Genomic DNA, 26,518 nt, shown 5'->3' on the forward strand with positions numbered 1-26,518 from the left:
ACTTCAGGTCGACAGTGCCTGACGCGCCAGCCATAGCCCGGTTCCGCAGGCGACCAGACACAGCGAGACGTTCAGCACGATGTTCAGCAGCGCCGCATAGATCGAGACATCCTCGAACAGGCGCAGCGTCTCGACCGAGAAAGCGGAAAACGTGGTGAATGCCCCGAGGAATCCCACGATCAGCAGACCCAGCACCGGAGCGGCCACTCCACCCTGTTCGACCAGACGCACATAGAGCGCACCGGCGATGAAGCTGCCGACCACGTTGACGGTCAAAGTCCCGTACGGATAGCCCGGGCCCAGCCACGCCGTCACCGCGCGCACGGCGGCATAGCGGCCCATGGCACCCAAGGCGCCCCCGGCAGCGACCGCCAGCCATTGCATCATTGGCTCTCCCCTTTGCGCCGCGACCGCAGCGCCTTGAGTTTGTCGCCAATCTTGATCTCGAGCCCGCGCGAAACCGGTTGATACAGCTCAGTGCCCACCAGTGCATCCGGCAGGAACTGCTGACCCGCGGCATTGCCACCGGCCTCGTCGTGATCGTAACGATAGCCCTGGCCGTAACCCAGATCCTTCATCAGACGCGTTGGCGCATTGCGGATGTGCATCGGCACTTCCAGGCTGCCAGTCCGTTCGACCAGTGCGCGCGCCTGGTTGTAGGCGGTATAGCCGGCGTTGCTTTTCGGCGCGCAGGCCAGATACAGCACGGCCTGTCCCAGCGCCAATTCGCCCTCGGGACTGCCGAGGCGGTCATATGCCTGCCAGGCTTCCAGACACAGTGTCTGCGCGCGCGGGTCAGCCAGGCCGATATCCTCGATCGCCATACGCAACACGCGGCGCGCGATGTAATGCGGATCACAGCCGCCGTCGAGCATGCGCGCAAGCCAGTAGATCGCCGCATCCGGATCGCTGCCACGAACCGACTTGTGCATGGCCGAAATCTGGTCGTAGAAATTTTCGCCCTGCTTGTCGAAGCGGCGCAGACCCTTGCCGATCAGCCGCTCCAGTACCTGCGCATCGGTGCCGTCCTGCGCTCGCGCCAGCTCGACGGCGGTCTCCAGCAGCACCAAGGCACGGCGCGCATCACCATCTGCCGCTTCGGCGATCCGCTGCAGCCACGCCTCCGGCAACTCGCCGCCGACACCGCGCTCCGTGTCAGCCAGTGCGCGCTGCAGCAACGCCAGGATGTCATCGAGCTCCAGGCTGCGCAGCACGAACACACGCAACCGCGACAGCAATGCCGCGTTCAGCTCGAACGAAGGGTTTTCGGTGGTCGCACCGATCAGGGTCAGCGTGCCGTCCTCGACATAGGGCAACAGCGCATCCTGCTGCGACTTGTTGAAACGATGAATTTCGTCGATGAACAGGACCGTGCCCTGCGGACTCAATCCGCCCGCCAGCGCCTGCGCTTGCGCCACCGCCTCACGAATATCCTTGACCCCGGCGAGCACCGCCGACAAGGTCAGGAACTGGGCCTGGGTGTACTGCGCAATCAACCGTGCCAAGGTGGTCTTGCCGACCCCGGGCGGCCCCCAGAACACCATTGACGGCACGCTGCCGGCTTCGAGCAGACTCCGCAACGGTGCGCCGGGACCCAGCAGATGAATCTGCCCGGAAACCTCGTCGAGCGTGCGCGGACGCATGCGTTCGGCCAGCGGCCGCGGTCCGATCGCACCGCGACGATTCCCGCCAGCTTGCGCAGCGGCACTCACCCGCCGCTATCCTCCAGCTTGACCACCTCGGCGCCCGCCGGTGGTGTGAAGGTGAAGCGCGACGTGTCCTTGATCGCTGCAGTGCTGACTGCCGTGAACTGCACATCGGTGGTACCGCCCAGCGCGTCATGGAAGCGGATGCGCTGCGGCACTCCGCGGTCCTTCAGCCACAGCTCGATCAGGCTGAAATCAGTATCGGCGGCCTTGGGCTTCAGGCGCACGATCTGCGCATCCTTGTCGCGCCCCCCGTCTTCCAGCAGGAAGCGCTCGCTGAGCTGACTGCCCTGCGCGAGCAGTGCCGCCGGCGTGTCCTGCAGAACCCGCCCGGCTGGACGCACCGTGACCTGATCCAGATCCGGTTCGTAATTCCAGATCTGCTCGCCATCGCAGACCATCAGCTGTTGGTACGGCTGGGTGTAATTCCAGCGGAAGCGCCCGGGGCGCGACAACGCGAAATCGCCACTGCGACGGTCCAGTACTGCGCCGCGTTCGTCGTATTGCACCTGCTCGAACTGCGCACTGAGGCTGCGCACGCCGTCGACAAACTGCTGTAACAGCTGCTGCGGATCGGCCGCCGCTGCCGGCCGGGCCACGAAAGTGACGACCACCAAGATCAGGGTTCGCAGCAAGGTCATGTTCGTTTCAGCTTTGAGCAGGAAGGACGTCCGAGTCTGCGCGGCGGCGCTGAATCCGGTCTGAACTACCCCGGCGTCCATCGCGCCGGCGTCAATCACGTCCGCCGGGCGCCAGAATCTCGCGATTGCCGCCAGGGCCGCTCGGACCGACGATGCCCGCGGCCTCCATCTGCTCGACCATCCGCGCAGCACGGTTGTAGCCGATCTTCAGGCGACGCTGTACCCAAGACACTGAGGCCTTGCGGGTTTCCAGCACCATTGCCACGGCCTGATCGTACAAGGGGTCCGCTTCCGCGTCGGCGCCGTTGTCGCCCCCGGCATTGGCAGGAGGCTCGTCTGCGCAGATGTCCTGGATATATCGAGGCTCACCCACCTGCTTCAGATAGGCCACGACCTTGTGCACTTCGTGGTCATCGACAAATGCGCCGTGCACACGGTCAAGACGGCTGGCGCCAATCGGCCGGAACAGGCCATCGCCGTGGCCCAGCAAGGTCTCCGCACCCATCTCGTCGAGAATCGTGCGCGAATCGATACGCGACGCGACCTGGAACGCCAGTCGGGACGGCACATTGGCCTTGATCAGTCCGGTAATGACGTCGACGCTCGGGCGCTGCGTCGCCACGATCAGATGGATGCCGGCGGCGCGCGCCTTCTGCGCAATACGCGCGATCAGCTCTTCAACCTTCTTGCCGACCACCATCATCATGTCGGCCAGCTCGTCGATGATGATGACGATATTGGGCAGCGCCTCCAGCGTCTCAACATGCGGTGGCGCTTCGGCGTCGAACAGCTCAGGCGCCTTCTGCAGCGGATCGGCCAGCGGCGTGCCAGCGGCCTCGGCGTCGGCAATTTTCTTGTTCAGGCCGGCAAGATTACGCACCCCGAGCGCGGACATCAGGCGATAGCGCCGCTCCATCTCCGCCACGCTCCAGCGCAAAGCGTTTGCCGCATCCTTCATATCGGTCACGACCGGCGTCAGCAGATGCGGAATGCCCTCGTAGACCGACAGCTCCAGCATCTTCGGGTCGATGAAGATGAAACGCACCTGATCCGCCGTTGCCTTGAACAGCATCGACAGGATCATCACGTTGATCGCCACCGATTTTCCAGAGCCAGTGGTACCCGCCACCAGGAGATGCGGCATCTTTGCCAGGTCGAATGACATCGGATGCCCGGCAATGTCCTTGCCCAGCGCCACCGTCAGCGGCGAGCTGGAATTGCGGTACATGTTGGAATCCAGAATTTCGCGCAGCATCACCATTTCGCGCCGCTGATTCGGGATTTCCAGGCCGATGACCGATTTGCCCTCGATCACTTCGATCACGCGCACACTGGACACGGACAGCGAACGCGCCAGATCACGCGACAGATTGGTGATCTGCGAGCCCTTGACGCCCGGTGCCGGCTGAATTTCAAACCGCGTGATCACCGGCCCCGGTGTCGCTGCGACGACCTCCGCCTGCACACCGAAGGACGCCAGGTGACGTTCAACCTCGCGCGACAGGTGTTCCAGCTCCTCCGGCGTGTAGTGGTGCCCGCTGGGCCGGGCCGTATCGAGAATATCCAGCGGCGGCAAAGGGTCGCCGTCGAATGCGGGCACGGCGTTGCCAACGGCCGCAGACAGGCCGCTCTTGGCAGTCTGTACGCGCTTTTCCGGTACGGGAGGCAGCAGGTCGAGCTGTTCCTCGGCGCTACCGAGCAGCGACGGCATCTTGCGCTTGCGCTTGGATTCCTTCGGCGGCTTCTCGACGTCCGGCTCGCGACGCGGTTCCCGTGCAACTGCCGGTGCAATTTCGCGTTGAGCGACTTCACCATCGGTGCGCGATTCTCCGCCGCGGGCGCGACGCCGCTCGATCAATCCGAGGACCCAGCCCCCCAGTCGGTCGAGCACGGCCAGCCACGAAAACGTCATTGCCAGCGGCGCGGAGGCAACCGCCAGGGTCAACAGCACCAGACTGGCGCCAAAGCCACTCAGGACATCGACCAGCGCCTGTTCCAGCGCCTGCCCGGCAATGCCACCGCTGCCCTGCGGCGCCCAGGTTGGCGACGCTCCCACGTGTTCAGCCGCCAGCGCGGCCAGACTGGCCAGCAGCACCAGCCAGGCCCCGATGCGCACCCCGCGCGGAATGTGCTCGTCCTCGGGCTCGGCATTGCGGAAGATGCGCAGCCCGATCAGCAATACCGCCCACGGCACCAGATAGGCCACGTAGCCGCATAGCGACAGCAGCACGTCGGCAATCCAGGCGCCAACATGGCCCGCCAGATTGTGGACAGGCTCGCCGGTGCCGGACGACGACCAGCCGGGATCGTTCGGGTGAAAGCTGATCAGCGTCACCAGCAGAAATAACGACAGCCCCAGACACGTCAGCATTGCGGCTTCGCGCGGCAAGCGCTCCAGCCAGCTGGGTCCGGCAGCCTCGTCGGTGGCGTGTGACTTGGCGCGTATGAACATGCGAGGATGATTGAAACAGATCGGGCAAGTATAACGGAGCGCCGGCCGAATCCCGGCCGCTGTCACAAATCGCTCAATGAACTTGAAATCCTGCCGTAAACCTTCATATAGAGATCAGGTCAAACTAGGTACGAACATCAGGTGGGACAGATCATGAGCACACAGACTCGTCATTTCGTTCTCACGCCCGAGGGCGATATCCGTGAATTTTCTCCGGAGCAGGCAGCGTTGATCGCTGCCGGGTCCAACAGCATTCCCGAATTTGCCGGACACGACGTGCGCTATCTGCAGCTGACCATGGATGACAGTCGCAAGAACGGCGAGTTGCGCATCCAGACGGCAGGCGCTCGCATTCGCTTCGATAGCGAAGGACGCCTGATCGAAGCCGGTCCAGCCAAGGGTTCAGAGCCGATTTCCCGCTTCGAGCACGACGCCGTGGTCCAGTGGGCCCTGCGCGATGTGCCGGCCGTCGGCCCGACCTTCCACTGATCGCCACAAGTCACCCGGGACGATTCCCCCGACGTCGGACGCTGGCGTATCCTTGCATTGAGCTTCCGAGGGTCGTCGGAGATGGATAGTCCCGTCCGCCTGCACTGGCTGGATCCACGCAATCCGCATCAGCCATTCCCGCCCGCGCATCTTGCGATGCGCGAGCCGAATGGTTTGTTGGCGATCGGCGGCGACCTGTCCTTGTCCCGGCTGCTGCGCGCCTACGCCCAGGGCATTTTTCCCTGGTACAACCCGGACGAACCGATTCTCTGGTGGTGTCCGGATCCACGCACGGTATTGCGTCCCGAGAGCCTCAAGGTCTCCCGCTCATTCCGCAAGACGCTGCGACGTGCAGACTATGCCGTCACCTTTGACACCGTGTTTGATACGGTTCTCAACGCCTGCGCCGCACCCCGAGCCAGCGGTACCGGAACCTGGCTGGGCGAGGACATGCGCCGCGCCTATGGCCAGTTGCATGCACATGGCTATGCTCACAGTGTCGAGGTCTGGCGCGACGGCAACCTGATCGGCGGACTCTACGGCGTCGCCATGGGCCGAGTGTTCTTCGGCGAGTCCATGTTCTCGCGTGCCGACGATGCATCCAAGATCGCGCTGTACTGGCTGTGCCAGCAATTGGGGGCATGGCGGTTCGAGTTGATTGACTGCCAGGTCAGCTCCGCACATCTGCAGAGCCTAGGCGCCACCGCGATGCCCAGAACCGAATTCCTGCACCACTTGGCGGTAGCGATGAATACCCCTCACCCGCCGCAGCCGTGGCAATTCACGGTCGAACATCCGGCCGAGGCTGGACATCTGCCGACCGCATGAACGACGCTGCACACCCTGTTCGGCTGTACCTGAGTGCCGAGCACGCCTGTGGTTATCTGGAAGGTCGTGCGGCCCGGAGCGCTTTTGTTGATCCGGAATGGACGCTCACCGCGCTGCGCTATCAGCGCCTGCTGGAGATGGGCTTTCGCCGCAGCGGTGGTCACGCCTACCGCCCCCATTGCCACCAATGCACCCTGTGCGTTCCGGCGCGGATTCCGGTCGATCGCTTCATCCCCAATCGCAGCCAACGCCGCTGTCTTGCGCGCAATACCGACGTTCAGCTGTCGATCGAGCACAGCCTCAGCGACGAGCATTACGCGCTGTACCGGGACTATCTGCGCCACCGTCATCAGAACGGCGGCATGAACCCGGAGGATCGCGATGCCTTCCACTCGTTCCTGGAATGCCCGTGGCTGCCGGTGCGTTACTGGTGCCTGCGCGCCGGTTCGCGCCTGCTCGGCGTTGCGGTGGTTGATCACCTGCCGACCGCGCTGTCGGCGGTTTATACGTTCTTCGATCCCACAGTAAACACACGCAGCCTAGGGACGCTGGCCGTGCTGCACCAGATCGAACAGGCCCAGCAGCTGGGTCTGCCGCATGTCTATCTCGGCTACTGGGTCCCCGGCAGCCCCAAAATGGAATACAAGCAGCGTTTTCGGCCGCTGGAGACCCTGGGACCGCGCGGCTGGGGCACCCGCGCGGAGACCAATTGACACGCGCGGCTTGATGGCACAGGGGTGTTTCCAGATAATGCGCACCTCTTATCAGCCGGCGAGGCATATGGCAAAGGAAGATCACATCGAAATGAACGGGGTAGTGATGGAAACACTGCCCAATACGACGTTCCGCGTAAAACTGGAAAACGGACACGTCGTCGTCGCCCATATTTCCGGCCGTATGCGCAAGCATTACATCCGAATCCTGACCGGCGACAAGGTCACCGTTCAGCTCACGCCCTACGATCTCACCAAGGGCCGAATCACTTTCCGCGACAAATAGTCTGCAGTAGACAGTCGCCCCCGCAACTGCGGGTTCAGGAACGAAAAAGCCCGCAATTGCGGGCTTCGTCGTTTCTGGCTGTGACGCGGTTCAGACAGGTTCGAGCTGCGTGGTCTTTTCGCGGCCTTCGAGCTCGAAGCGCAGCGCATCACCCTCGTCGTTGAGCCGTACCAGCGCACGCCCGCCATTGGACAGCTTGCCGAACAGCAGTTCCTCGGCCAGCGGTCGCTTGATGCTCTCCTGGATGATGCGCGCCATCGGCCGTGCACCCATGCGCACGTCATAGCCGCGCTGGGCGATCCATGCACGCGCATCCTCGTCGATTTCCAGATGCACACCCTTGGCACCCAGTTGCTCCTCCAGCTGCATCAGGAACTTGTCGACCACGCGCAGCACTTCAATCTGCGTCAGTGGCGCAAACTGCACGATCGCGTCCAGACGGTTGCGGAACTCAGGAGTAAACAGGCGGCGGATCACTTCCATCGCATCGCTTTGATGGTTCTGCTCGGAGAAACCCATTGAGCGCCGCGAGGACTCCTCTGCGCCGGCATTGGTGGTCATCACCAGGATGATGTTGCGGAAATCGGCGTGACGGCCGTTGTTGTCGGTCAGGCGGCCATGATCCATCACCTGCAACAGCAGGTTGTAGACATCCGGATGGGCCTTTTCGATCTCATCCATCAACACCACGGCATGCGGATGCTTGATCACCGCATCCGTCAGCAAACCGCCCTGGTCGTAGCCGACATAGCCCGGCGGCGCACCGATCAGGCGCGATACCGTATGCCGCTCCATGTATTCGGACATGTCAAAACGGATCAGCTCGATCCCGAGCAGCTCTGACAACTGGCGGGTCACTTCGGTCTTGCCGACGCCAGTCGGACCCGCGAGCAGGAACGAACCAATCGGCTTGTCGGGATTGCCCAGTCCGGAGCGCGCCAACTTGATGCACGACGTCAGCTGCTCGATTGCCGGATCCTGTCCGAAAATCACCAGTTTCAGATCCCGCTCCAGCGTAGCCAGGCGGTCGCGGTCGTTCGAAGACACACTCTTGGGTGGAATCCGCGCGATCCGTGCGACAGTCTCTTCGATATCGCGCACCTGCACCGTTTTGCGGCGGCGCGATTCCGGCAGCAGGCGCAGACGCGCCGCCGCTTCGTCGATGACATCGATCGCTTTATCCGGCAGGAAGCGGTCGGTGATGTGTCGGCTCGACAGCTCGACCGCCGAACGCAACGCGCCGCGCGTGAACTGCACCTGATGGTGCTCTTCGAACCGCTGACGCAAACCTTCGAGAATCTTGATGGTGTCGTCGACGGTCGGCTCACCCACGTCGATCTTCTGGAAGCGCCGCGCCAGCGCGCGGTCCTTTTCAAAGATGCCGCGGTATTCCTGATAGGTGGTCGAACCGATGCAACGCAGCTGCCCCGAAGCCAGCATCGGCTTCAGCAGATTGGACGCATCCATGACCCCGCCGCTGGCCGCGCCCGCCCCGATGATCATGTGAATTTCATCAATAAAAACAATAGATCCCGGGCGCTTCTGCAACTCGTTTATCACTGCCTTGAAGCGCTTTTCAAAGTCGCCACGGTACTTGGTACCGGCGATCAGACTGCCAAGATCGAGGCTGTAGACGACCGAACCTTTCAACAGGTCCGGAACCCGCCCTTCGACCACCAGCCAGGCCAGGCCCTCTGCAATCGCGGTCTTGCCGACTCCGGCCTCACCGACCAGCAGCGGGTTGTTCTTGCGCCGGCGGCACAGCGTCTGCATCACGCGCTCGACCTCGAGCTCGCGCCCGATCAGAGGATCGATCAGTTCCTGCGCGGCACGCTCGTTCAGATTGACGGCGTACTGTTCCAGCGCGCTGGCTCCGGACGGCCCTTTTTCACCGTCCTCGCGCTCCTCGGCTTCGGCCGCCTTGTCCGGCGCCGCACCATTCTTGGCGATGCCGTGCGATATGAAATTGACGATATCCAGGCGCGACACGCCCTGCTCTCCGAGCAGATAGACGGCGTGCGTGTCCTTCTCCGAGAAGATCGCGACCAGGACATTGAGCGTGGTCACCTGCTTCTTGCCGGCGGCCTGTACGTGGTAAATCGCGCGCTGCAATACCCGCTGGAACGACAAGGTCGGCTGCACTTCGTGCTTTTCGATGTCCTTGACCGTCTGGATATTGCTGCGGATGTAGTCTTTCAAGCCCTGTTCGAGCTTGTCGGCATCGGCAGCGGCGGCGGTCAAGGCTTCTGCCACCTGCGTATCCGACAACAGCGCCAGCAATAAATGCTCGACCGTGAGCAACTCATGGCCTTCCATCCGCGCCGAAACGAATGCGGAATCCAGGGCTTTCTGCAGATCTTCGGACAACATATCGATACGCCTCCGGCAAATTCGCTAGGCTTTTTCCATGACCGTCAACAACGGGTGGTGGTTCTGGCGTGCAAATGCATTGACCAGCGCGGTCTTGGTTTCGGCGATCTCCGCCGGAAAGACCCCAGCTACTCCGCGACCGTGAGAATGAACTTGCAACATGATCTGCACCGCCTTTTCACGCGGGTGATAAAAGAACTGTTGCAAAACCTGGACCACAAAGTCCATGGGGGTATAGTCGTCATTCAGCATGACGACCTTGTACAGCGGCGGCTGCTTGGTTTTTGGCTTGGCCTCCTCCAGCACCAGGCCTTGGCCCGGATTGCCTTGCCGCGGATCGTGGGTGTCCTCGTTACTCATAGTTCCAGTGTAGCGCCGCCGACCCTGTACTTGGGGGTCATCAGACGACCATACAAGGGCAAGCGACTGAGCGGTCAGCGCTTAATTTTTCGAAGTTGTCTCCATTAGATGGCGCTTTGGCGCCACCGAACAACCGGGAGCGATGTCTGACAGCGTCAGAAAGCCGGCAGACCGGTTTGTCCCCGCCCCAGAATCAGAGCATGCACGTCCTCGGTGCCTTCGTAGGTATTCACCGTCTCCAGATTCATCATGTGCCGCATCACCGGATAGTCTTCGCTGATGCCGTTGCCGCCCAGCATGTCCCTGGCGGTGCGCGCGATCTCCAGCGCCTTGCGGCAGTTGTTGCGTTTCATCAAGGACACAGCTTCGGCCGACCCCGTACCCGCATCCAGCATGCGTCCAAGCTGCAGGGCGCCAGCCAACCCCAGCGAGATTTCGGTCTGCATATCGGCGAGTTTTTTCTGTACAAGCTGATTTGCCGCCAGCGGGCGCCCGAATTGCTGGCGCTGCAGCGTGTAGTCGCGTGCCGTCCACCAACAGGTTTCCGCAGCTCCTATCGCGCCCCAACTGATTCCGTATCGCGCCTTGTTCAGACAGCTGAATGGGCCCTTAAACCCATCGACCCGCAAACGCTGCCGATCCGGCACCACGACATCGTCAAGCACGATCTGGCCTGTAATCGACGCCCGCAGACTCAGTTTGCCGTCAATCTTCGGGGTCATCAGTCCGACCATGCCGCGCTCGAGCACAAAACCGCGCAGGGTGCCGCCCTCCACGTCGCGCGCCCACACCACGAAAACGTCCGCCACTGGCGCATGGCTGATCCAGGTCTTGCTGCCGCTCAGCACCCAGTCATCACCACGCCGGCGCGCGCGCGTCCGCATTCCACCCGGGTCGGAGCCGTGATCCGGCTCGGTCAGACCAAATGCTCCAACGGCCGTTCCGCTGGCCAGTTGTGGCAGCCAATGCGCCCGCAAGGACTCTTCGGCGTAGGCCTGGATCGGAAACATCACCAGACTGGATTGCACCGACAGCGCTGAACGATAGGCAGAGTCGATCCGCTCGATCTCGCGTGCGACCAGTCCATACATGACCTGACTGCCGCCCGGACAGCCCGGACCATCGAGGCCGATACCCAGCAACCCCATCGAACCGAATTCCTGCAACAGACCACGATCGAAGGTCTCGTCGCGGAATGCAGCAACCACCCGAGGTTGCAGGGTCTTGTTCGCAAAGTCTGCCGCCACATCGCGCAGCAAGCGCTCCTCGGCGTCCAGCGCGTCTTCCAGGCGCAGCAGGTCGCGCCATTGTTCATTTTGCATTGCCATCTCCAGCCGCCGCCGCTGCGGCTCTGTCTATTTCGTGGTGAAGGTAAAGGCGCCATCCCAATCGGCGCCCGGCGGATGCGTACGCAGCCATGCGATCCGCTCCAGGAACAACCCGTACAGCGGATGCGAACGCGCGCCATCGCGAAGGCGCCGGAATTCCACCTCCGCCTGCTCCCAGCGCTGTGCCCGATACAGCTGCATGGCGCCGCGCTGCCGCGCGAGATCTTCGCGCACACCCGGGTCGAGGGCATCCTTTGGCCCCATCGGCTCATAGATCGTCACCGGTTCCGCGCGCCCCTTGACCCGCACCCGGTCGATCTCGCGGAAGGACCAATCCGACGGTGCCGCATTGCGGGTGAATTCGGAGCAGATGACATCAACGCTATAGGTTCGGGTCAGGCCTTCCAGGCGTGAGCCCAGATTGACCGCATCGCCCATGACGGTATAGGCCATGCGGAACTCCGAACCCATGTTTCCCACGTTCATCTTGCCGGAATTGATGCCGACACCGATACGCAACACCGGCCAGCCGCGCGCCAGGAATTCCGCGTCCAGTTCGCGCACTGCACGCACCATATCCAGCGCCGCCGTCATCGCATGCAAGGCATGGGCTTCGTCCGGCAGCGGCGCGCCCCAAAACGCCATCACCGCATCGCCCATGTATTTGTCGATGGTGCCGCGATGTTTCTGGATCACGCCGGTCTGCTTCGTCAGCAGGCGGTTCATCAGTTCGGCCAGCTCGCGCGCTTCCATCTTCTCGGAAATGCTGGTGAAACCTCGCACGTCCGAGAACAGCACACTCATTTCGCGGCTTTCACCATCCATCGAGATCGCCTCGGGGCGTGCCGCCATTTCCTCGACCAGCTCCGGCGGAACGTACTGTCCGAACAGACGCGAAATCTCACGCTTGCCGCGCGACTCGATGAAATAGCCGTAGAGCAGATGCGCTGCGAACAGCAAGAAAGTGAAGGCAACCGGAACACCCATCGGCATGATGAAACGGGCACCGCTCCACATTGCGAATGCCAAGACAACAATCGCCACGACCAGCGCAAGACCAACGGCGGCACTGAAAACAGCGGTCAGCCGGGAGAACGCCCAGGCCAGGGTCAACGCAACGGCAAGCAGCAGCAGTACTTCGATGCCAGCGTAATACGGTGCTTTCTGCCGGATGCGACCGTCGAGCATGCCGGAAACGATGTTGGCGTGAACCTCAACCCCGGTGAACACCCGCCCGACCGGGGCACTGCGCAGATCCAGCAGGCCTGCAGCGGTGGTACCGACCAGCACAATCGCATTGCTCAAAGCCGCAGGATCTGCGACGGTGCCGCGCAACACGTCGACCGCGGAGATGTATCGGAACGTACGATTGGGCCCGCGGTAGGGCACGTAAACCGCAACGCGGTCGTCAACCGGAACCTGCAGTGTTCCGATACGCAAACGCTCCAGATGCAGCGAGGTGCGGATGTCCGGCGGGTCGAATTCCAGATCGACCGCAGGATTACCCATGGCCAGACGTGTAACTGACAGCGCCAGGGACGGATAAATGGCACCGTCGTAGGCCTGCAGCAGCGGAACCCGACGATAGACGCCATCAGCATCAACCAGGGGATTGTCGAAAAAGCCGCAATTCGGCGCCGCTTGCTGCAGGCGTGCCACGTTGCCGCCGGCCCCGGCCGCCTGGACGAAATCCACTGCATACAGCCGTGCCGCCTGGGCATCGATCAGCGGCGCGCACAATTCACCGGTACTGGCCGGCTCGTCTTCATGCACCGTCGGCTTGAAGAAAAATGGCAGCACCACAGAGCGCCCCTTCAGCGCGGCAGCAAACTGGCCGTCATAGTCGAGCTCGGCGTGAATCTGCTCGGATCGCGCGGCAATTTCCGGGATGTCGGCGAACTCCTTTGACGACAGCCGCTCCCACAAACGGGAAGCGCCGTCATCCGGCTCGGCGAACACCACGTCAAAACCCAACACCGCGATGCCGTAACGATCGAACAATTGATTGACCAGCTTGGCAAACTTGTAGCGGGGCCACGGCCAGCCCTCCGCGGCAAGGCTGCGCTCGTCCAGATCCACAATAACCACCCGAGGATCGGGGGTTCCCGGAACCGTAAGCAGGATTCGCGTGTCGTACGTGAACGCCTCGACCAGATCGAGAAGACGCATTGGCAGCCAACGGCCACTGTGCAGCACAAACACTGCGAACAGCGCCACACTGATGCCCAGCCTGATCAGACTCCGTTTTTGCATGACTGCGTCCCCCGCCGCACGCTCAGCGATCTCCGACGCCGACGGGTCCGAGGTTCCGGTGTCCTATCGTCGGGCTCGCACCACACGGTATCATTGATATTCTTATGACCCAGACGCAAACCGTCCAGCAGCTGGCTGCCCTGTACGAACGCTACGTCGGTCGCATCACTGCGACGGCGAACGTCGTGCTCACGATCGTGGTTGCGCTACTCGCGGCACAGCTGGTGTGGGCACTGGTCCCGATCCCGGAAGCGGCGCGCTGGACTCCCGCCCCGGTGCAGCCACAACCACAGGCCGCAGCCAAGACTTCGACGACCGACCTCAGTGCCTTGATCGATCGCAACCTTTTTGGGGCTTATCAGGCGCCGGAGCAGGCGATCGCGAAAGCCGAAAACGCGCCCGACACTCGCCTGTCGCTGACCCTGATGGGCGTCGTCGCGGACGCCAGTCCGGAACAATCGCGAGCGCTGATTGCCTCATCCAACGGCGAGGAAAAATCGTTTTCCATCGGAGACGACGTCACTTCCGGGGTCAAACTGGAGAATATCTACGCCGATCGCGTGCTGCTGTCGCGACAAGGCCAGTTTGAAACACTGCGGCTGGACAAGAACGCCCCGAGTCGGGCGCCCGCCCCGACAAGTGGTCCCGACACGAGCAGTCCTGACGCCTCGACCACGGCGATGCTGTCAGATATCCGCACGCAGATCCTGGCCGACCCCACCAAGGCGTCCAACTACCTGCGAGTTCAGCCGTCGAATGTCAACGGCCAGCTCAAGGGCTATCGCATCTATCCCGGACGCGAGCGCGAGGCGTTCAAGCAGCTGGGCCTGCGCCCGGGCGATCTGGTCACCTCGGTCAATGGCGTACAATTGGACGACCCTCAAAAGGCGTTGCAGCTGCTCGGCGACCTTAGTCAGGCAGGCTCGGTATCGCTCACCATCGAGCGCGGCGGCCAGGCACAAACCCTGAGCGTAAATTTCAACTGATGATGACTATCCGCTCCCTGATCATTCATACGGCGGCGCTCGCGCTGGCTGCAGTCATGCTCCCTGCACGAGCCGATGTCACCCTGAACCTCAAGGACGCCGACATCAGCACGCTGATCGCCACCGTCAGCGAGGTCACCGGCAAAAACTTCATCGTCGATGCCCGGGTCAAAGGCAAGGTCACCGTCATCAGCGCCGCGCCGATGAGCGAAGCCGGCCTGTACGAAACCTTTCTGGCGATTCTCAGCGTCAACGGCTATGCCGTGATCCCGTCCGGCGAGGCCTACAAGATCATCCCGGAAGCGTCGGCACGCACCGAAGGCAGCAGCGTGTTCGGCAAGCGCCCGAATCTTGCAATCGATGATGTGGTCACGCACGTCTACCAGTTGAAGAACATCAATGCCGCACAGCTGGTACCGATCCTGCGTCCGCTGGTGCCGCAATGGGGCCACTTGGCCGCATACCAGCCGAACAATGCGCTGATCATTTCAGACCGTGCAGCCAACGTCGAACGCATCGGCGAACTGATTACCCAGATGGATCAGGCTGGCGATCGCGAGATCGAGTATGTCCACCTGGAGTTCGCTTCGGCCAGCGAAGTGGTCCGAATCCTGACGTCGATGACGACCCAGGACAAGCAGGTCGACCCGACCAACAAACCCGCCACCATCATTGCCGATGAGCGCAGCAACAGCATTCTGGTGGGTGGCGACAAGAGTGAACGGCAGAAATTCATTGACGTCATCAAGCAGCTTGATATTCCCCTGAAGGATGACGGCGCAACGCAGGTGATCTATCTGCGATACGCCAGCGCCGAGAATCTCGCGCCGATCCTGGAAGGCTACGCACAGCAGGTTGGTAAATCGAAAAACGCTGGTGAGGGCGGCGCGCCTCCGGCAGCCGCGTCCGGCGGCAGCGGCGGCACCTATGAAAACACCAAGGTCCTCGCCGACACCGACACCAACGCACTGATCGTGACAGCACCGCCGAAGACGATGCGGCAGGTCCGCGATGTCATCGCGCAACTCGACATCCAGCGCGCTCAGGTTCTGGTCGAGGCGATTGTCGCCGAAGTCGGCGCCAACAAATCCAGCCAGCTCGGTGTCGACTGGGCGGTATTCAATGGCGACCGTATCGCCGCCGCAGGCATTCTCGATCCGACTACGCTGTCGGCCCTAGCCTCCGTAGCGACAACAGGAAGCGCAACCGCCGGCCTCAGCGCAATCGGCCAGGGACTGAATTTGGTTGGCGGTGTCGACGGCGGAAGCAACGGCACCAGCTTCGGTCTGCTGCTGAAAGCACTCAAGGGTGATGGCGATTCCAATGTTCTATCCACGCCCACCCTGGTAACGATGGATAACGAAGAAGCCAAATTCTCGGTCGGCCAGGAAGTGCCGTTCCAGACTGGCTCGTTCAGCAGCACGGGAACCACCACAACGACCGGTGTGGTCAATCCGTTCCAGACAATCGAGCGCAAGGACGTCGGCCTGACCCTGTCGGTGACGCCGCAGATCAGCGGCGGCGACGGGCGTACCGTCAAGATGAAGCTCGAACTTGAGATCTCCAGCATCTCCAGCGGTACTGCTGGCGGCTCAAACCTGATTACCAACAAGCGCACTCTGTCCAACGTCGTCGGCGTTGAAAATGGTCAGGTGCTCGTCATCGCCGGCTTGATCGACGATCAGATCCAGGATCAGCAGCGCGGAATTCCGCTGCTCAGCAGCATCCCGGTTCTCGGCTCACTGTTCCGCTATCGCGCAATCGACAAGACCAAGAAGAATCTGATGCTGTTCATTCGTCCAACCGTGCTGCGCAAGCAGAGCGACGGCGACTACTACACGCGCAAGAAGTACGACTCGGTGCGCGAAGCGCAGATCGATTCTGCGATCAACGCTCCTCTGTCATTGATTGGGGCCGGTCGCCGGCCACAGCTTGAACCGTTCGACACATTCCGCTCGGACCTGCCTCCACCGACGCTGCAGACGCCTGACGCGCCTTCAGTCGCACCGGCGGACACGGAGAAAGATGCCTCCGATTCAGGTGATGCAGCTGAAAGACGAAGCATCGCGCCAGGTGCCGCCGAAGTGCCTGCAGACTCACCCTCGCCCGCTGCCAACTGATTTCTCGCTGATGGCCACCGAGATCCGGCGACCTTCGTTCGCGTTCGCCAAACGCCATGGCCTGATTGTCACCGAGGACACCGGCGATCACGTGATCGTGGTTGCGCGCCCCGGCGTGGCAATCGATGCCGTGCAGGAAACACGACGCTTCACCGCCCGACCATTGCGGTTGAAGACTGTCAGCGTCGACGAATTCGATGCCTTGCTGTCTCGGACCTATGAGGGACAGACCGCTGCCAGCGCCAGTCTGATCAACGGATTGAATCAGGACGATGACCTCGACGCGCTGGCGATGGCGCTCAGCGAAAACGAGGATCTGCTCGAATCCGACGACGACGCGCCAGTCATCAAGTTCATCAATGCACTGCTGGTCGAGGCGATCAAGGAAAACGCCTCAGATATCCACGTGGAAAGCTTCGAAAGCCGCCTGCAGGTCCGTTTCCGGGTTGATGGCGTGCTGCGGGAAGTGATGTCCCCGCCCAAGAATATGGGTCCACGACTCGTTTCGCGCATCAAGGTCATGGCCAAGCTCGACATTGCCGAGAAACGCTTGCCACAGGATGGCCGCATCTCGCGTGCCTTTGGCGGCCGCAAGATCGATGTTCGCGTGTCGACGATTCCCACTGGCCAGCACAACGAACGCGTGGTCATGCGTATTCTCGACAAGCAGGCCGAACGGCTCGATCTCGAGCAACTCGGCCTCGACGAAGTGCAGGTCGCGACCCTGAAGCGGATCATCCACCGTCCCTACGGCATTCTGCTGGTGACGGGGCCCACTGGATCAGGCAAGACTACGACCCTGTACTCGGCGCTGTCGGTTCTCAATGATCGCACCCGTAACATCATGACGGTCGAAGACCCGATTGAGTACAACATCGACGGTGTCGGCCAGACACAGGTCAACTCCAAGGTCGACATGACCTTTGCACGCGGACTGCGTGCAATCCTGCGCCAGGATCCTGACGTCGTCATGATCGGCGAAATTCGCGATCTCGAAACAGCCCAGATCGCGGTACAGGCGTCGCAGACCGGCCACCTGGTGTTGTCGACACTGCATACCAATACTGCGGTAGGCGCAGTCACGCGTCTGCGCGACATGGGCGTCGAACCCTATCAGCTGTCGTCATCGCTGGTGGGCTTGACCGCGCAGCGTCTGGTTCGCCAGCTGTGCCCACACTGCAAGCAGCCGCACGCGGCGAGTACGGTCGAGAAAGAACAGCTTGGCATCGATACAAAGCGTGAAGTCACGCTGTATCAGCCTGTTGGTTGTCCGCTGTGCCGTCACACCGGATTTCATGGTCGTTCGGTGATCAGCGAGATCATCGAAGTCGATCGCCATATCGAAGCGATGATCCACGACAGCGTGTCGGAACAGGCACTGGAGAGTTACGCCCGTCAGGCCAGCCCGGGCATTCTGCAATCCGGCCGCAACAAGGTGCTGGCTGGACTGACCACGCTGCGCGAAGTCCTGCGCGTGACGATCGAGGAATAGGCGCGCCACCGCGCCGACGGATCGCACGATGTCCGCCTATGAATACGCTGCACTCGACGCCAAGGGCCGCCAGGTCAAGGGCCTGATCGAAGGCGATACTCCACGCTCGGCGCGCCAGCAGTTGCGCGAACGTGGACTGACGCCGATCGATATCAACGAAGTCTCGGAACAGCGGCTGAACCGTCAATCGGTGTTTTCGCGTGGCGGCGGCGCCATCAACAATACCGAACTGTCGCTGTTCACCCGGCAGCTGGCCACTCTGGTGCGCTCCGGGCTGCCGCTGGATGAAGCTTTGACTGCGGTATCCGAACAGAGCGAAAGCAAACGCGTGAAACGTGTCGCGCTGGGCGTACGCGCAGGCGTCATCGAAGGCAATTCGCTGGCGCAGTCGCTGAATCAATTTCCCAAAGCCTTTCCACCCCTGTTTCGTGCAACTGTCGAGGCCGGAGAACAGTCCGGCAAGCTCGACTACATCCTGGAGCGACTCGCGCAATACGTCGAAGGACGCCAGGCAATGCAGCAGAAGATCATGCTGGCAACCTTTTATCCGGCGATCCTGACTTTCGTAGCGATTTCCGTGGTGATGCTGCTGCTGACCTACGTTGTGCCGCAGGTTGTCGAAGTTTTCAACAGCATTGACGCCGAGCTACCCGCGCTGACAACTGGACTGATTGCGGTCTCCGATTTTCTCCGCGACTACGGCATCGTCTTGCTGATTCTGGCCGCTGGCGGCGCCATCGTATTCGCGCGAATGATGCGAGGCGAAGCGTTCAAACGAAAAGTGCATCGATTCCAGCTCACCATCCCTCTGGTCGGCCGGCTGACTCGCGGCGCGAATACCGGACGATTCACCCGAACGCTGGGCATCCTGTTCGGCAGTGGCGTGCCAATTCTCGACGCCATGCGCATTGGCACCCAGGTTGTCAGCAATCTACCCATGCGCGAAGCCATTGAAGCCGCTGCTGTCAAAGTCCGCGAGGGCGGCGCGCTCAGTCGTTCGTTGGCGGCAAGCAAGCTGTTTCCCCCGATCACGGTGCATCTGATCGCCAGCGGCGAATCCTCCGGCCGCCTGGACGAGATGCTCGATCATGCAGCTGAAAATCAGGAACGCGAAGTCGAGACTCTTGTTGCGGCACTGATGGGCGTGTTCGAACCCGTATTGATCCTGGTAATGGGCGGCGTGGTGTTGCTGATCGTGCTGGCCATTCTGCTGCCGATCTTTGATCTGAATCAGCTGGTCAAGTAACGGTGCATGTCCGCCGTAGTCACGGCATCCGAACGCGCATATTGACCGGTTAGCCGAGCGATTTACCCACGGTGTTCGACCCGCTCAACACACTCCTGCTAGCCCTGCTGGGCTTTGCCGCCAGCTTCTTTTCCGCACTGGCTACAAAACGGCGGCCACATGCGCGCCGGCGCCTTATAAGTTGAGCGCAGGATGCCAGCCGACTTGCACAATGACGCCACCGTAGTTGCGCATGACCGCCTAGGCGCTGATCGGTGGCGCCAACAGGCTGCGCACTAGCACCAGCGTCCTGCGCACCGCCGCCAGGTTGTTGCGCATCGGCACCAAGCTACTGCGCACCGTCGCCCTTCAGCCTGCGCATCGACTCCCCCTTGAGTGGGATCTTCAGGCTGGAATGCACCAGGCGATCGAGAATCGCGTCGGCCAGTGCCGGGTCATTGATAAAGGAATGCCACTCTTTCACTGGCATCTGTCCCAGGATGATGGTCGAGTGGCTACCGACGCGATCATCCAGCAGCTCCATCAGATCCGAGCGCCCCCGGTTGGTGAGGGTGCTCAGGCCGAAATCATCGAGGATCAGCAACTGCACCTTGGCCAGTTGGTTGCGCATCTTGGTGATCGACCCATCCTCATGCGCGATCGCCATCTCCTCCAGCAAGCGGCCGACACGGCGATAGGCGACGGTGATGCCTCTGCGCGCAGCCTGTACGGCAAGCGCACAAGCCAGCCATGTCTTGCCGGTTCCGGTGGCGCCTGTCATCAGCACGTTCAGTTGCTTGTAGATCCAGGCACAGGTGAGCAGGTCGGCGAAGGTTGCTTTCTCGATGCCACGGCTCGGCCGGAAGTCGATGTCCTCCGGGATCGACTGTACCTTCAGCTTCGCGTTCCGCAGGATGCGCTTGTAGCGCTGCGAGTCGCGGTGACTGGTCTCGGCGTCGACCAGCATCTGCAAGCGCTGCTCGAAGGAAGCACCCAGGAAGGCCGACTGCAACATTTGCTGGTCAAGGCCTTCAGCCATCCCGAGAAGGCGCAAATCACGAAGCTGCTGAGCGGTATTCATGATCGTCATATGGGTGTCCTCAGTGTTGGTAGCTTTCCGCGCCGCGCACGTTCCCGTGGCCCGGCATTGGGGTGTCGTCATCTTTATCGCCACGTAGCGGCGTGCTTTCCATGCGTCGTTCCAGCATCGAGCGCACGGAAACGACGGAATTCGTTGAAATCCGAATCGCGCGGTGACAGGCAGCGTTCAACCGTTCCAGGCCAAATTCGATTTCCATGGTCCGGAGGCTCCGAATGGCCTGCATGGAGACCGTCGGCCGCCGGTTGGCTTCGATATGCCTTTTCACGAAAGCACTGATCCAGGCTCCGGACCGATCGGCCCACGCAATCAGCTCGGCACCATCGCTCTGCGAATATGCCCTGTGCGCAGCCGGTTGATGCTCGGCGAGCGTGCTACAGCCTCCCGGGACGCTACTCCGCAGGTGCGTGGCGATCGGGAAGTTGTCGTCCTTGGCGTAGACCTCGATCTGGCGGGCGGTCGCGCTGATCCGCACCTTCGCGCCGATGTACCTGTAGGGCACCGAGTAATAGTGCTGCTCGTAGACGACGTGGTAGTCCTGCGGCACCGTGACGTTGAGCTTCCAATCGCAGTACTCGTATGGCAGCTCTGGCAGTGATTTCAATGCCGGACGGTCCAGCTGGTCGAAGAGCTGGTTCCGGCTTTTTCCGCCATGCGCCCGCATGGGCTTGTCGTTCATGCGGACCAGCATCTCCGCGATAGCGACATTCAGTTCGTCGATGGATGTGAAGACCCGATTGCGTAGCCGCGCCAGAATCCAGCGCTGCGCGAAGCGTACGCCCACTTCTACAGCCGCCTTGTCCTTGGGCTTGCGAGCCCGTGTCGGCATCACGATGCAGTCATAGTGCTGCGCGAGCCGTGAGTACGTGTAATTGATGACGTGCCCCTCGGCGGCGGTAATACGGTCGACCGCTGCCTTGAGGTTGTCGGGGACCAGTAGTCGCGGGACACCTCCATAGAACTCCATCGCGCGGACGTTGGCTTCGCACCAGTGATGGAGCTGCTGGGTCGCAGTCGCGTAGACGAAGGTCTTGCGACTGGCACCCATCACCGAGACAAACAGTTCCACCGGGGTGCGGACCCCGGTCGCCGGATCAAGAATGCTAGGGCGCTTGCCGGAGTAGTCGAGGAACAGGCGATAGCCTGGTGCGTGAGGCTGGCGCATGACGATGCCCAGCGAGCGCTGATAGGTGTCCAGGCGGCGACGAAATTCAGTCTCGGACATCGCCCCGTCGCCAGCGGCAGCGGCGTACTCCTCGTGCAATAGCAGGATTGTCACGCCGGCCTTACACAGTTCGGCCTGCACGTAGGCGAAGTCTGGCTCGACGAAGGGCTTGCGCGCCATGCGCCGCCCGTTATTCAGGCGATCTTCGAGTGCGCGGTCTGTCAGCCCCGAGACGCTGTTCCAATCCAGCTCTTCTTCGGCCAGCCGGTTTCGGTACCGCCCAGCCGTGTTGGGAGCAATATCTGCTGCCATGGCGACCTCTCGGTTGGAGAAGTCGGTGGTGAGCAGCAGGCGACATACTTCCTTCAAGTTCATCCTGCGTTCTCGTTGTCCTGCACATCCGGGGAAAGGGCGTGAGGACGAACCTCACTCCGGCGTCAGGCAAAAGAGCACTCGAGCAGCCCAGGCCGGGCCGCTTGCCTTGACACCATCGGAAGCAGAAACGAGAATGCAGTCTCAAGGTTCAGTTGAAAGCCGCACGAGACCCACGCCCTGGCAGGCGTGGGTTTTCTCGTTATGCCGCCCGAAATTCAGCTATTGCGATCAACAAAAGACGACCCTGGGCACGCCACCTCCGAGGCAATCGAGGGGGCGCGTCAGGGCGGGGCCAACGTCGCCGTCGCTGCCGCCGGGATAACGGTCTGGCCACAGATCGGCTGGTGAAACCCCCAGTTTCACTGCAATCGCAGTCTCGATTCTTCGGGAGCGCCGATAGCCCTGGCTCACGCTGGTCACCGTGGTTCCGGCCACATCGAGTTCACGCGCCACTTCCGCCAGCGAACTACCGGCGATCCGCAGGCGCATCTTGATCCGCTCGTGTTGTTCCAGCGCTAGGCGCATGCGTGATATCTTCGAGGGAAGTCCTGAGACTCACAATAGGCAGTTATGAGTAAGCTGTCAAACGACGACGACAATCTCATCATGGGTCGCCGCCTGATGGCGATCCGAGTTTCCAGCGGCCTCACTCAGGCCGATTTCGCGGACAAGCTCAGCCTTTCGCTGAGGGCCTACGCGAACTACGAGCGGGGCGAGCGCGAGATGCCCACGGCCCTATTCAAGTCGTTGGTCGACACCTTCCGGATCGACCCACTCTGGCAACTCACCGGCCCTGGCGAGGACCCGGTTCAATTCGGTAAGCGCGTGCTCGACATGGACCTGATGGAAGGCGTAATCCGGCTCATCGAAGAATGGCTGGTCAAGCATCGCCGCACGCTCAAGCCCGAGAAGAAGGCTCGGGTCATCCGGCTCGGCTACGAGCACTGTGTCGCCAAGGGTGGGATCGACACCACGCATTTGCGCGAGATGCTGTCGGTGGCGGCCTGATCCGATGGATGACCGTCACGACGACGACGGCCTGCCCGTTGCCGAGGTTCCGAAGCGTGATGGCCCTGTCCCGAATTTCAGCGGCAAGGTCGTGCCGCTGCATCCCAAGGCGACAGCACCTCTCGATCCTCGTCTGGAAGAACTGCGTCGGATTCTTTCGCAGTCCGAGCCGGCGGACAGCGAGTATTCCGATGACGAGGCGATCCGCGACGAGGACAAGTTTCGCCGCCGCTTCGGACCAGGCTTCCGCTGGAATCGCCGGGACCGGATCGGACTGATTAAGTTGAAGAAGCGTTACGACCTCACCGATCACGAGATCAAGCTGTTCCAGCACACGGGCAATCTTCGTCGGTCACCATTCGGCGTGATGCTCACCGCCAGCCCTTGGATCGCACTTTGGGGCGGCGTTCAGATCGCAGTGTTCGGATTGCTTTTCCTCGCGCTGCTACTCGCAGCATGGCCCAATCTGCTCGCGGCACCTGAGAGGGCGATCAAGCCGGCGCTCGCACTCCTGGCTTTGCTCGGGTTCTGCTTTGCGCTGCACTGGCTGTACGTGAAGCCCTGGCTGCTCAGGCGTCGCAAGGAGCGGGAGAGCAGTCTCTATGACATCTGAAGTAGCGCTTCGCAAAGTCATCCCGCTGGCGACTGTGCCAGGGCACTGGCCCGTGATCGTCCTGCTCGCCCCGATGTTTGGTACCCTTGACAGGTGACCGAACGCCGCACTTTGCTGCTCCTGTTTGCTTGCCTCGCATTCCTCTTGATGCAGCTGGGCGGCGCCCACCTGCACCGCTGTTTCGATGGCTCGGAGCCTCCGAACGAGATTCATTTCGCCGATTTCGATCTGCATTCGTCGAATGCGACAGTCGGTCATTCTCCGGACAGTTCTGGTCATGACGATATCGATACCGATCTGACCGCCGATGCGGTCAGCAAATTGACGTCGGTTGATCTGCCAGTTCTCGCGGGTTTCCTGTTCGTGGTTGTGCTGCTGCTCCCATGGGGACGGCACCCGGTTCCGCGACCGAGGACCGCGCCGCGTCTTGTTCATGCCCCGCTGCATCTGCGGCCGCCGCTGCGCGGTCCGCCTCGTTTCTCCTACGCGTGATCTGAACGCGCTCGGTGGCAACTGCCACCGGGTATCGAACGCCGCGTCTGTGCCCTGCGCAGGCGGCCTTCCGAAGGAGATTCCCGATGTTCCTGTCTGTTCTGCGTGCCGGCTGCATTGCGGCTGGCGCTCTGTTGTCCGCGGCGATGCCGGCCCATGCTGGCGAGCCCGTCTCGGCTGATCTGAAGTCCTATCTTGACGATGTACTCCGCGCGCACCCGGCGCTGAAGGTGGCCGATGCGGAAGTCGCAGCCGCCGAGGCTCGCGCACAAGGCCTCGGACGGCCTGTCTACAACCCCGAATTCGGCGTCGGCGGCGAACACGGCCAGAGCCAGTCGCTCGAAGCCGGGTTGAGCCAGACCTTTGACCTGTCCGGCAAGCGCGAGGCGCGTCGAGCCAGTGGCCAAGCCGAACTGGCCATCGCGATTGCCGAACGCACCGAGCAACGGCAGCGCATCGCCACCGAGGTGCTGAAGGCACTGGCCGACCTCTACGGCCAGATCGCCGCCTCATCGCTGGCAGAGCAGCGGCTGGAACTGCTGGAACGATTTGCCGATGTCGCCGATCGGCAGTACCAGGCCGGCGATATCGGCGTGCTCGATCGTGATCTTGCCGCGCTGGCCCGTGCGGAAGCGATTGCGGTGACCGGTCGCATCGAACTGAATCTGCTGAAAGCACAACAGGCCCTCGATGCCGCGACCCGCCATCCCGGTTACCCGCCACCGGCGCTGCCCGATCAATTGCCGGAGTCCGGACGATTGAATGCGGATTACAACGCCCTGGCCGCCGCACTTCCCGGCGTTCGCGCAGCCCTCGCCAGGACAGAGGCAGCACGCGCCGACATTGCTATTGCGCGCAGCGAAACCCGAAGCGATCCAACCGTGGGTGTTCGTGGCGGCTTTCAGGAAAACCGTGGCGGCGGCAGCGGCGGGTCGCTAGTCGGTTTGGAGCTGACGATTCCGCTGTTCCTGCGTAACAACTTCAGGGCGCAGGTCGCCGCAGCCGATGCCAAGGCCTCGGCTGCCAGCATCGAATCCGATGCCAGCTATCGGCTTGCCGTCGCCCGCATGAAGGCGGCCGCGACCCAATACGGCCGGACCTACACGGCCTGGCAGCGTTGGAGCGGACTGTCGTCGGCCCGCATCGATGCCAGCGTCGAACTGCTCGACAAGGTCTGGCGCGTGCGCGAAATCAGTACCGCCGAATACCTGCTGCAGCTCCGGCAACTGCTCGACGGCCGCGCCGCCGGTGCCGAGCTGCGTGCACAAACCTGGGCGTCCTGGGCCGAATGGCTCGACGCCTCCGGACTCTGGCAGGCCTGGCTCGATGCCGCCGCCTCATCCGACTCCCTCAATCCCACCGCCTCGTCGGGGAAATGAACATGCGTCTTAACCAGAAGCTGATCCTGCTGTCCGTCTTTTTCATCACTGCACAAGCGGTCACCGGCTGCGGCAAGGAGACACCGCCGCCCGCTGAAGCACCGGCGACCCCTGCCGAAGCTACGCCGGAAAACGAGATCGTCGCCCTCAAGCCGGAAGGCGCTGCCCTTGGCGGCATCAAGGTCGAAGCGCTGGTCGCCAAGACCATCCCGCGCCTGCTGCAGGCCCCCGGCGAAGTGAAGGCCAATGACTACCGCTCGGCACAGGTGACGCCGCGCGTCCCCGCCCAGGTAGTGCGCCGTCTGGCCAAGCTGGGCGATCTGGTCAAAGCCGGCCAGCCGCTGGTGACCTTGACCAGCGTTGAGGTCGCCGAAGCGCAGGGTGAAGCCCAGCTCAAGGCGCGCGATTGGGCGCGCCTGCAAGAGCTGGGGGAAGCGGTATCGGGCGGGCGGCGCTACAGCGAAGCCCGCGTTGCGGCTGAACAGGCCCGCGCCAAGCTGATCGCCTATGGTCTCAGCGCCGCCGATGCCGCCGGCCGTGCCGGTTCGCCGCTCGGCCAGTTCACGCTGACAGCCCCCCGGGCCGGCACCGTGCTGAGCGATGCCTTCATCGAAGGCGAACGCATCGAGCCCGGCCGCGCGCTGTTCGTCATTGCCGACGAGTCGGCCACCTGGGTCGAAGCGAATCTGTCACCGGCGAATGCCAACAAGGTCGTCGAGGGCGGGCGGGCGCGGGTGCTGGTCGATGGACAATGGCTCGAAGGCAAGGTTATCCAGAAGCATCACTTGATTGACGAGAGCACGCGGACCATCCCGGTGCGCATCGAGGTCAAGGCGACCAGCGATCACCTGCATACCGGGGAGTTCGTCGATTGCCGGATCGAAGTCGGTCGGATCGAAAGCGCGCTGACGGTTCCGAACGATGCCCTGTACCAAGGCACCGACGGCAACTGGGCGGTGTTCGTGCAGGAAAGCCCGACCAGCTTCCGTCGGGTAAAAGTCGAGATCGTCGATGACCTGGGCGACGCCAAGCAGATCAGCGGCGTCGCCGCCGGTGCGATGGTCGTGATCCAGGGGGCGTTCTTCCTCAACTCCGAACTGTCGAAAGGCAGTCTCGGCGACGCTGATTGAGGTTCGCG

General features: G+C 62.2%; 24 protein-coding genes. 13 read left to right on the forward strand and 11 right to left on the reverse strand.

What is annotated here, in order from left to right:
* Window positions 1-3: 3 nt before the first annotated feature.
* From crcB to E4T66_RS10885, 4 genes are all read right to left on the reverse strand, one after another.
* On the reverse strand, window positions 4-387 hold the full coding sequence (gene crcB, locus E4T66_RS10870; RefSeq protein WP_136849038.1) for a fluoride efflux transporter CrcB: 384 nt from the start codon (window positions 385-387) through the stop codon (window positions 4-6).
* Window positions 384-1,643 carry a replication-associated recombination protein A gene (locus E4T66_RS10875; protein ID WP_136849100.1) on the reverse strand — a complete coding sequence of 420 codons (1,260 nt, stop codon included), beginning with the start codon at window positions 1,641-1,643 and terminating at the stop codon, window positions 384-386. The genes crcB and E4T66_RS10875 overlap by 4 nt, the downstream gene beginning before the upstream one ends.
* A 65-nt stretch (window positions 1,644-1,708) precedes the next feature.
* Complete coding sequence (gene lolA / locus E4T66_RS10880) at window positions 1,709-2,347, reverse strand: outer membrane lipoprotein periplasmic chaperone LolA (protein WP_136849039.1); 639 nt, start codon at window positions 2,345-2,347, stop codon at window positions 1,709-1,711.
* A 91-nt stretch (window positions 2,348-2,438) separates the two neighbouring features.
* Window positions 2,439-4,799, reverse strand: a complete 2,361-nt coding sequence (locus E4T66_RS10885) for a DNA translocase FtsK (protein WP_136849040.1) — start codon at window positions 4,797-4,799, stop codon at window positions 2,439-2,441.
* A gap of 153 nt (window positions 4,800-4,952) precedes the next feature.
* Here E4T66_RS10885 and E4T66_RS10890 point away from each other — a divergent pair, with 153 nt between their 5' ends.
* The 4 genes from E4T66_RS10890 to infA all read left to right on the forward strand — a co-directional run bounded on the left by E4T66_RS10890 (window position 4,953) and on the right by infA (window position 7,115).
* A complete protein-coding gene (locus E4T66_RS10890; protein ID WP_136849041.1) occupies window positions 4,953-5,288 on the forward strand; it encodes a hypothetical protein in 336 nt (111 codons plus the stop codon).
* An 81-nt stretch (window positions 5,289-5,369) separates the two neighbouring features.
* Window positions 5,370-6,116: a leucyl/phenylalanyl-tRNA--protein transferase gene (gene aat / locus E4T66_RS10895; protein WP_136849042.1), complete on the forward strand. Its 747-nt coding sequence runs from the start codon at window positions 5,370-5,372 to the stop codon at window positions 6,114-6,116.
* The gene (locus E4T66_RS10900; protein WP_136849043.1) at window positions 6,113-6,829 is read left to right on the forward strand and encodes an arginyltransferase; all 717 of its coding nucleotides are present in this window, start codon (window positions 6,113-6,115) and stop codon (window positions 6,827-6,829) included. Before aat ends, E4T66_RS10900 begins: the two co-directional genes overlap by 4 nt.
* A 67-nt stretch (window positions 6,830-6,896) precedes the next feature.
* Window positions 6,897-7,115, forward strand: a complete 219-nt coding sequence (infA, locus tag E4T66_RS10905) for a translation initiation factor IF-1 (protein WP_136849044.1) — start codon at window positions 6,897-6,899, stop codon at window positions 7,113-7,115.
* 90 nt (window positions 7,116-7,205) lie between these two features.
* Here infA and clpA read toward each other — a convergent pair whose 3' ends face one another.
* The 4 genes from clpA to E4T66_RS10925 all read right to left on the reverse strand — a co-directional run bounded on the left by clpA (window position 7,206) and on the right by E4T66_RS10925 (window position 13,426).
* Window positions 7,206-9,485 (reverse strand): ATP-dependent Clp protease ATP-binding subunit ClpA, encoded by a 2,280-nt coding sequence (gene clpA / locus E4T66_RS10910; protein ID WP_136849045.1) that lies wholly within the window; start codon window positions 9,483-9,485, stop codon window positions 7,206-7,208.
* A 24-nt stretch (window positions 9,486-9,509) separates the two neighbouring features.
* Window positions 9,510-9,845, reverse strand: a complete 336-nt coding sequence (gene clpS, locus E4T66_RS10915) for an ATP-dependent Clp protease adapter ClpS (RefSeq protein WP_136849046.1) — start codon at window positions 9,843-9,845, stop codon at window positions 9,510-9,512.
* Window positions 9,846-10,000: 155 nt separating this feature from the next.
* The gene (locus tag E4T66_RS10920) at window positions 10,001-11,167 is read right to left on the reverse strand and encodes an acyl-CoA dehydrogenase family protein (protein ID WP_136849047.1); all 1,167 of its coding nucleotides are present in this window, start codon (window positions 11,165-11,167) and stop codon (window positions 10,001-10,003) included.
* A gap of 33 nt (window positions 11,168-11,200) precedes the next feature.
* A complete protein-coding gene (locus tag E4T66_RS10925) occupies window positions 11,201-13,426 on the reverse strand; it encodes a CHASE2 domain-containing protein (protein WP_136849048.1) in 2,226 nt (741 codons plus the stop codon).
* 104 nt (window positions 13,427-13,530) lie between these two features.
* Between E4T66_RS10925 and gspC the strand changes: the two genes are divergently transcribed.
* The 4 genes from gspC to gspF are packed head-to-tail and all read left to right on the forward strand — an operon-like array spanning window position 13,531 to window position 19,270.
* Window positions 13,531-14,412 carry a type II secretion system protein GspC gene (gspC, locus tag E4T66_RS10930; protein ID WP_136849049.1) on the forward strand — a complete coding sequence of 294 codons (882 nt, stop codon included), beginning with the start codon at window positions 13,531-13,533 and terminating at the stop codon, window positions 14,410-14,412.
* A gap of 2 nt (window positions 14,413-14,414) precedes the next feature.
* On the forward strand, window positions 14,415-16,532 hold the full coding sequence (gene gspD / locus E4T66_RS10935; protein ID WP_248679627.1) for a type II secretion system secretin GspD: 2,118 nt from the start codon (window positions 14,415-14,417) through the stop codon (window positions 16,530-16,532).
* A 10-nt stretch (window positions 16,533-16,542) separates the two neighbouring features.
* Window positions 16,543-18,024 carry a type II secretion system ATPase GspE gene (gspE, locus tag E4T66_RS10940; protein WP_136849102.1) on the forward strand — a complete coding sequence of 494 codons (1,482 nt, stop codon included), beginning with the start codon at window positions 16,543-16,545 and terminating at the stop codon, window positions 18,022-18,024.
* Between the two features lie 28 nt (window positions 18,025-18,052).
* Window positions 18,053-19,270 (forward strand): type II secretion system inner membrane protein GspF, encoded by a 1,218-nt coding sequence (gene gspF, locus E4T66_RS10945; RefSeq protein ID WP_136849050.1) that lies wholly within the window; start codon window positions 18,053-18,055, stop codon window positions 19,268-19,270.
* A gap of 328 nt (window positions 19,271-19,598) precedes the next feature.
* Here the strand turns inward: gspF and istB are convergent, their stop codons facing one another.
* The 3 genes from istB to E4T66_RS10960 all read right to left on the reverse strand — a co-directional run bounded on the left by istB (window position 19,599) and on the right by E4T66_RS10960 (window position 22,413).
* Complete coding sequence (istB, locus tag E4T66_RS10950; protein WP_136849051.1) at window positions 19,599-20,339, reverse strand: IS21-like element helper ATPase IstB; 741 nt, start codon at window positions 20,337-20,339, stop codon at window positions 19,599-19,601.
* Window positions 20,340-20,349: 10 nt separating this feature from the next.
* Window positions 20,350-21,888, reverse strand: coding sequence for an IS21 family transposase (istA, locus tag E4T66_RS10955; RefSeq protein ID WP_136849052.1), 1,539 nt, complete (start codon window positions 21,886-21,888; stop codon window positions 20,350-20,352).
* Between the two features lie 228 nt (window positions 21,889-22,116).
* The gene (locus E4T66_RS10960; protein ID WP_211242865.1) at window positions 22,117-22,413 is read right to left on the reverse strand and encodes a helix-turn-helix domain-containing protein; all 297 of its coding nucleotides are present in this window, start codon (window positions 22,411-22,413) and stop codon (window positions 22,117-22,119) included.
* Between the two features lie 45 nt (window positions 22,414-22,458).
* Here E4T66_RS10960 and E4T66_RS10965 point away from each other — a divergent pair, with 45 nt between their 5' ends.
* From E4T66_RS10965 to E4T66_RS10985, 5 genes are all read left to right on the forward strand, one after another.
* Window positions 22,459-22,896 (forward strand): helix-turn-helix domain-containing protein, encoded by a 438-nt coding sequence (locus E4T66_RS10965; protein ID WP_136849053.1) that lies wholly within the window; start codon window positions 22,459-22,461, stop codon window positions 22,894-22,896.
* A gap of 4 nt (window positions 22,897-22,900) precedes the next feature.
* A complete protein-coding gene (locus E4T66_RS10970) occupies window positions 22,901-23,509 on the forward strand; it encodes a hypothetical protein (protein ID WP_136849054.1) in 609 nt (202 codons plus the stop codon).
* 93 nt (window positions 23,510-23,602) lie between these two features.
* Window positions 23,603-24,001 carry a hypothetical protein gene (locus E4T66_RS10975; protein WP_136849055.1) on the forward strand — a complete coding sequence of 133 codons (399 nt, stop codon included), beginning with the start codon at window positions 23,603-23,605 and terminating at the stop codon, window positions 23,999-24,001.
* 86 nt (window positions 24,002-24,087) lie between these two features.
* The gene (locus E4T66_RS10980) at window positions 24,088-25,380 is read left to right on the forward strand and encodes a TolC family protein (RefSeq protein ID WP_136849056.1); all 1,293 of its coding nucleotides are present in this window, start codon (window positions 24,088-24,090) and stop codon (window positions 25,378-25,380) included.
* Window positions 25,381-25,382: 2 nt separating this feature from the next.
* Entirely contained in the window at window positions 25,383-26,510 is a 1,128-nt protein-coding gene (locus tag E4T66_RS10985; RefSeq protein ID WP_169577569.1) for an efflux RND transporter periplasmic adaptor subunit, read from the forward strand.
* The last annotated feature ends 8 nt before the right edge of the window (window positions 26,511-26,518 follow it).

The organism is Sinimarinibacterium arenosum (assembly GCF_005047655.1).
GTDB lineage: Bacteria > Pseudomonadota > Gammaproteobacteria > Nevskiales > Nevskiaceae > Solimonas.

Coding starts and splice junctions, on each gene's coding strand:
- E4T66_RS10900 (WP_136849043.1), top strand. CDS start 6,113: ATGAACGACGCTGCACACCCTGTTCGGCTGTACCTGAGTGCCGAGCAC.
- E4T66_RS10980 (WP_136849056.1), top strand. CDS start 24,088: ATGTTCCTGTCTGTTCTGCGTGCCGGCTGCATTGCGGCTGGCGCTCTG.
- E4T66_RS10885 (WP_136849040.1), bottom strand. CDS start 4,799: ATGTTCATACGCGCCAAGTCACACGCCACCGACGAGGCTGCCGGACCC.
- gspE (WP_136849102.1), top strand. CDS start 16,543: ATGGCCACCGAGATCCGGCGACCTTCGTTCGCGTTCGCCAAACGCCAT.
- istA (WP_136849052.1), bottom strand. CDS start 21,888: ATGAACTTGAAGGAAGTATGTCGCCTGCTGCTCACCACCGACTTCTCC.
- clpS (WP_136849046.1), bottom strand. CDS start 9,845: ATGAGTAACGAGGACACCCACGATCCGCGGCAAGGCAATCCGGGCCAA.
- E4T66_RS10970 (WP_136849054.1), top strand. CDS start 22,901: ATGGATGACCGTCACGACGACGACGGCCTGCCCGTTGCCGAGGTTCCG.
- E4T66_RS10960 (WP_211242865.1), bottom strand. CDS start 22,413: ATGCGCCTAGCGCTGGAACAACACGAGCGGATCAAGATGCGCCTGCGG.
- clpA (WP_136849045.1), bottom strand. CDS start 9,485: ATGTTGTCCGAAGATCTGCAGAAAGCCCTGGATTCCGCATTCGTTTCG.
- istB (WP_136849051.1), bottom strand. CDS start 20,339: ATGACGATCATGAATACCGCTCAGCAGCTTCGTGATTTGCGCCTTCTC.
- gspF (WP_136849050.1), top strand. CDS start 18,053: ATGTCCGCCTATGAATACGCTGCACTCGACGCCAAGGGCCGCCAGGTC.
- aat (WP_136849042.1), top strand. CDS start 5,370: ATGGATAGTCCCGTCCGCCTGCACTGGCTGGATCCACGCAATCCGCAT.
- gspC (WP_136849049.1), top strand. CDS start 13,531: ATGACCCAGACGCAAACCGTCCAGCAGCTGGCTGCCCTGTACGAACGC.
- crcB (WP_136849038.1), bottom strand. CDS start 387: ATGATGCAATGGCTGGCGGTCGCTGCCGGGGGCGCCTTGGGTGCCATG.
- infA (WP_136849044.1), top strand. CDS start 6,897: ATGGCAAAGGAAGATCACATCGAAATGAACGGGGTAGTGATGGAAACA.
- E4T66_RS10890 (WP_136849041.1), top strand. CDS start 4,953: ATGAGCACACAGACTCGTCATTTCGTTCTCACGCCCGAGGGCGATATC.
- E4T66_RS10965 (WP_136849053.1), top strand. CDS start 22,459: ATGAGTAAGCTGTCAAACGACGACGACAATCTCATCATGGGTCGCCGC.
- lolA (WP_136849039.1), bottom strand. CDS start 2,347: ATGACCTTGCTGCGAACCCTGATCTTGGTGGTCGTCACTTTCGTGGCC.
- E4T66_RS10875 (WP_136849100.1), bottom strand. CDS start 1,643: ATGCGTCCGCGCACGCTCGACGAGGTTTCCGGGCAGATTCATCTGCTG.
- E4T66_RS10920 (WP_136849047.1), bottom strand. CDS start 11,167: ATGCAAAATGAACAATGGCGCGACCTGCTGCGCCTGGAAGACGCGCTG.
- E4T66_RS10925 (WP_136849048.1), bottom strand. CDS start 13,426: ATGCAAAAACGGAGTCTGATCAGGCTGGGCATCAGTGTGGCGCTGTTC.
- E4T66_RS10985 (WP_169577569.1), top strand. CDS start 25,383: ATGCGTCTTAACCAGAAGCTGATCCTGCTGTCCGTCTTTTTCATCACT.
- gspD (WP_248679627.1), top strand. CDS start 14,415: ATGACTATCCGCTCCCTGATCATTCATACGGCGGCGCTCGCGCTGGCT.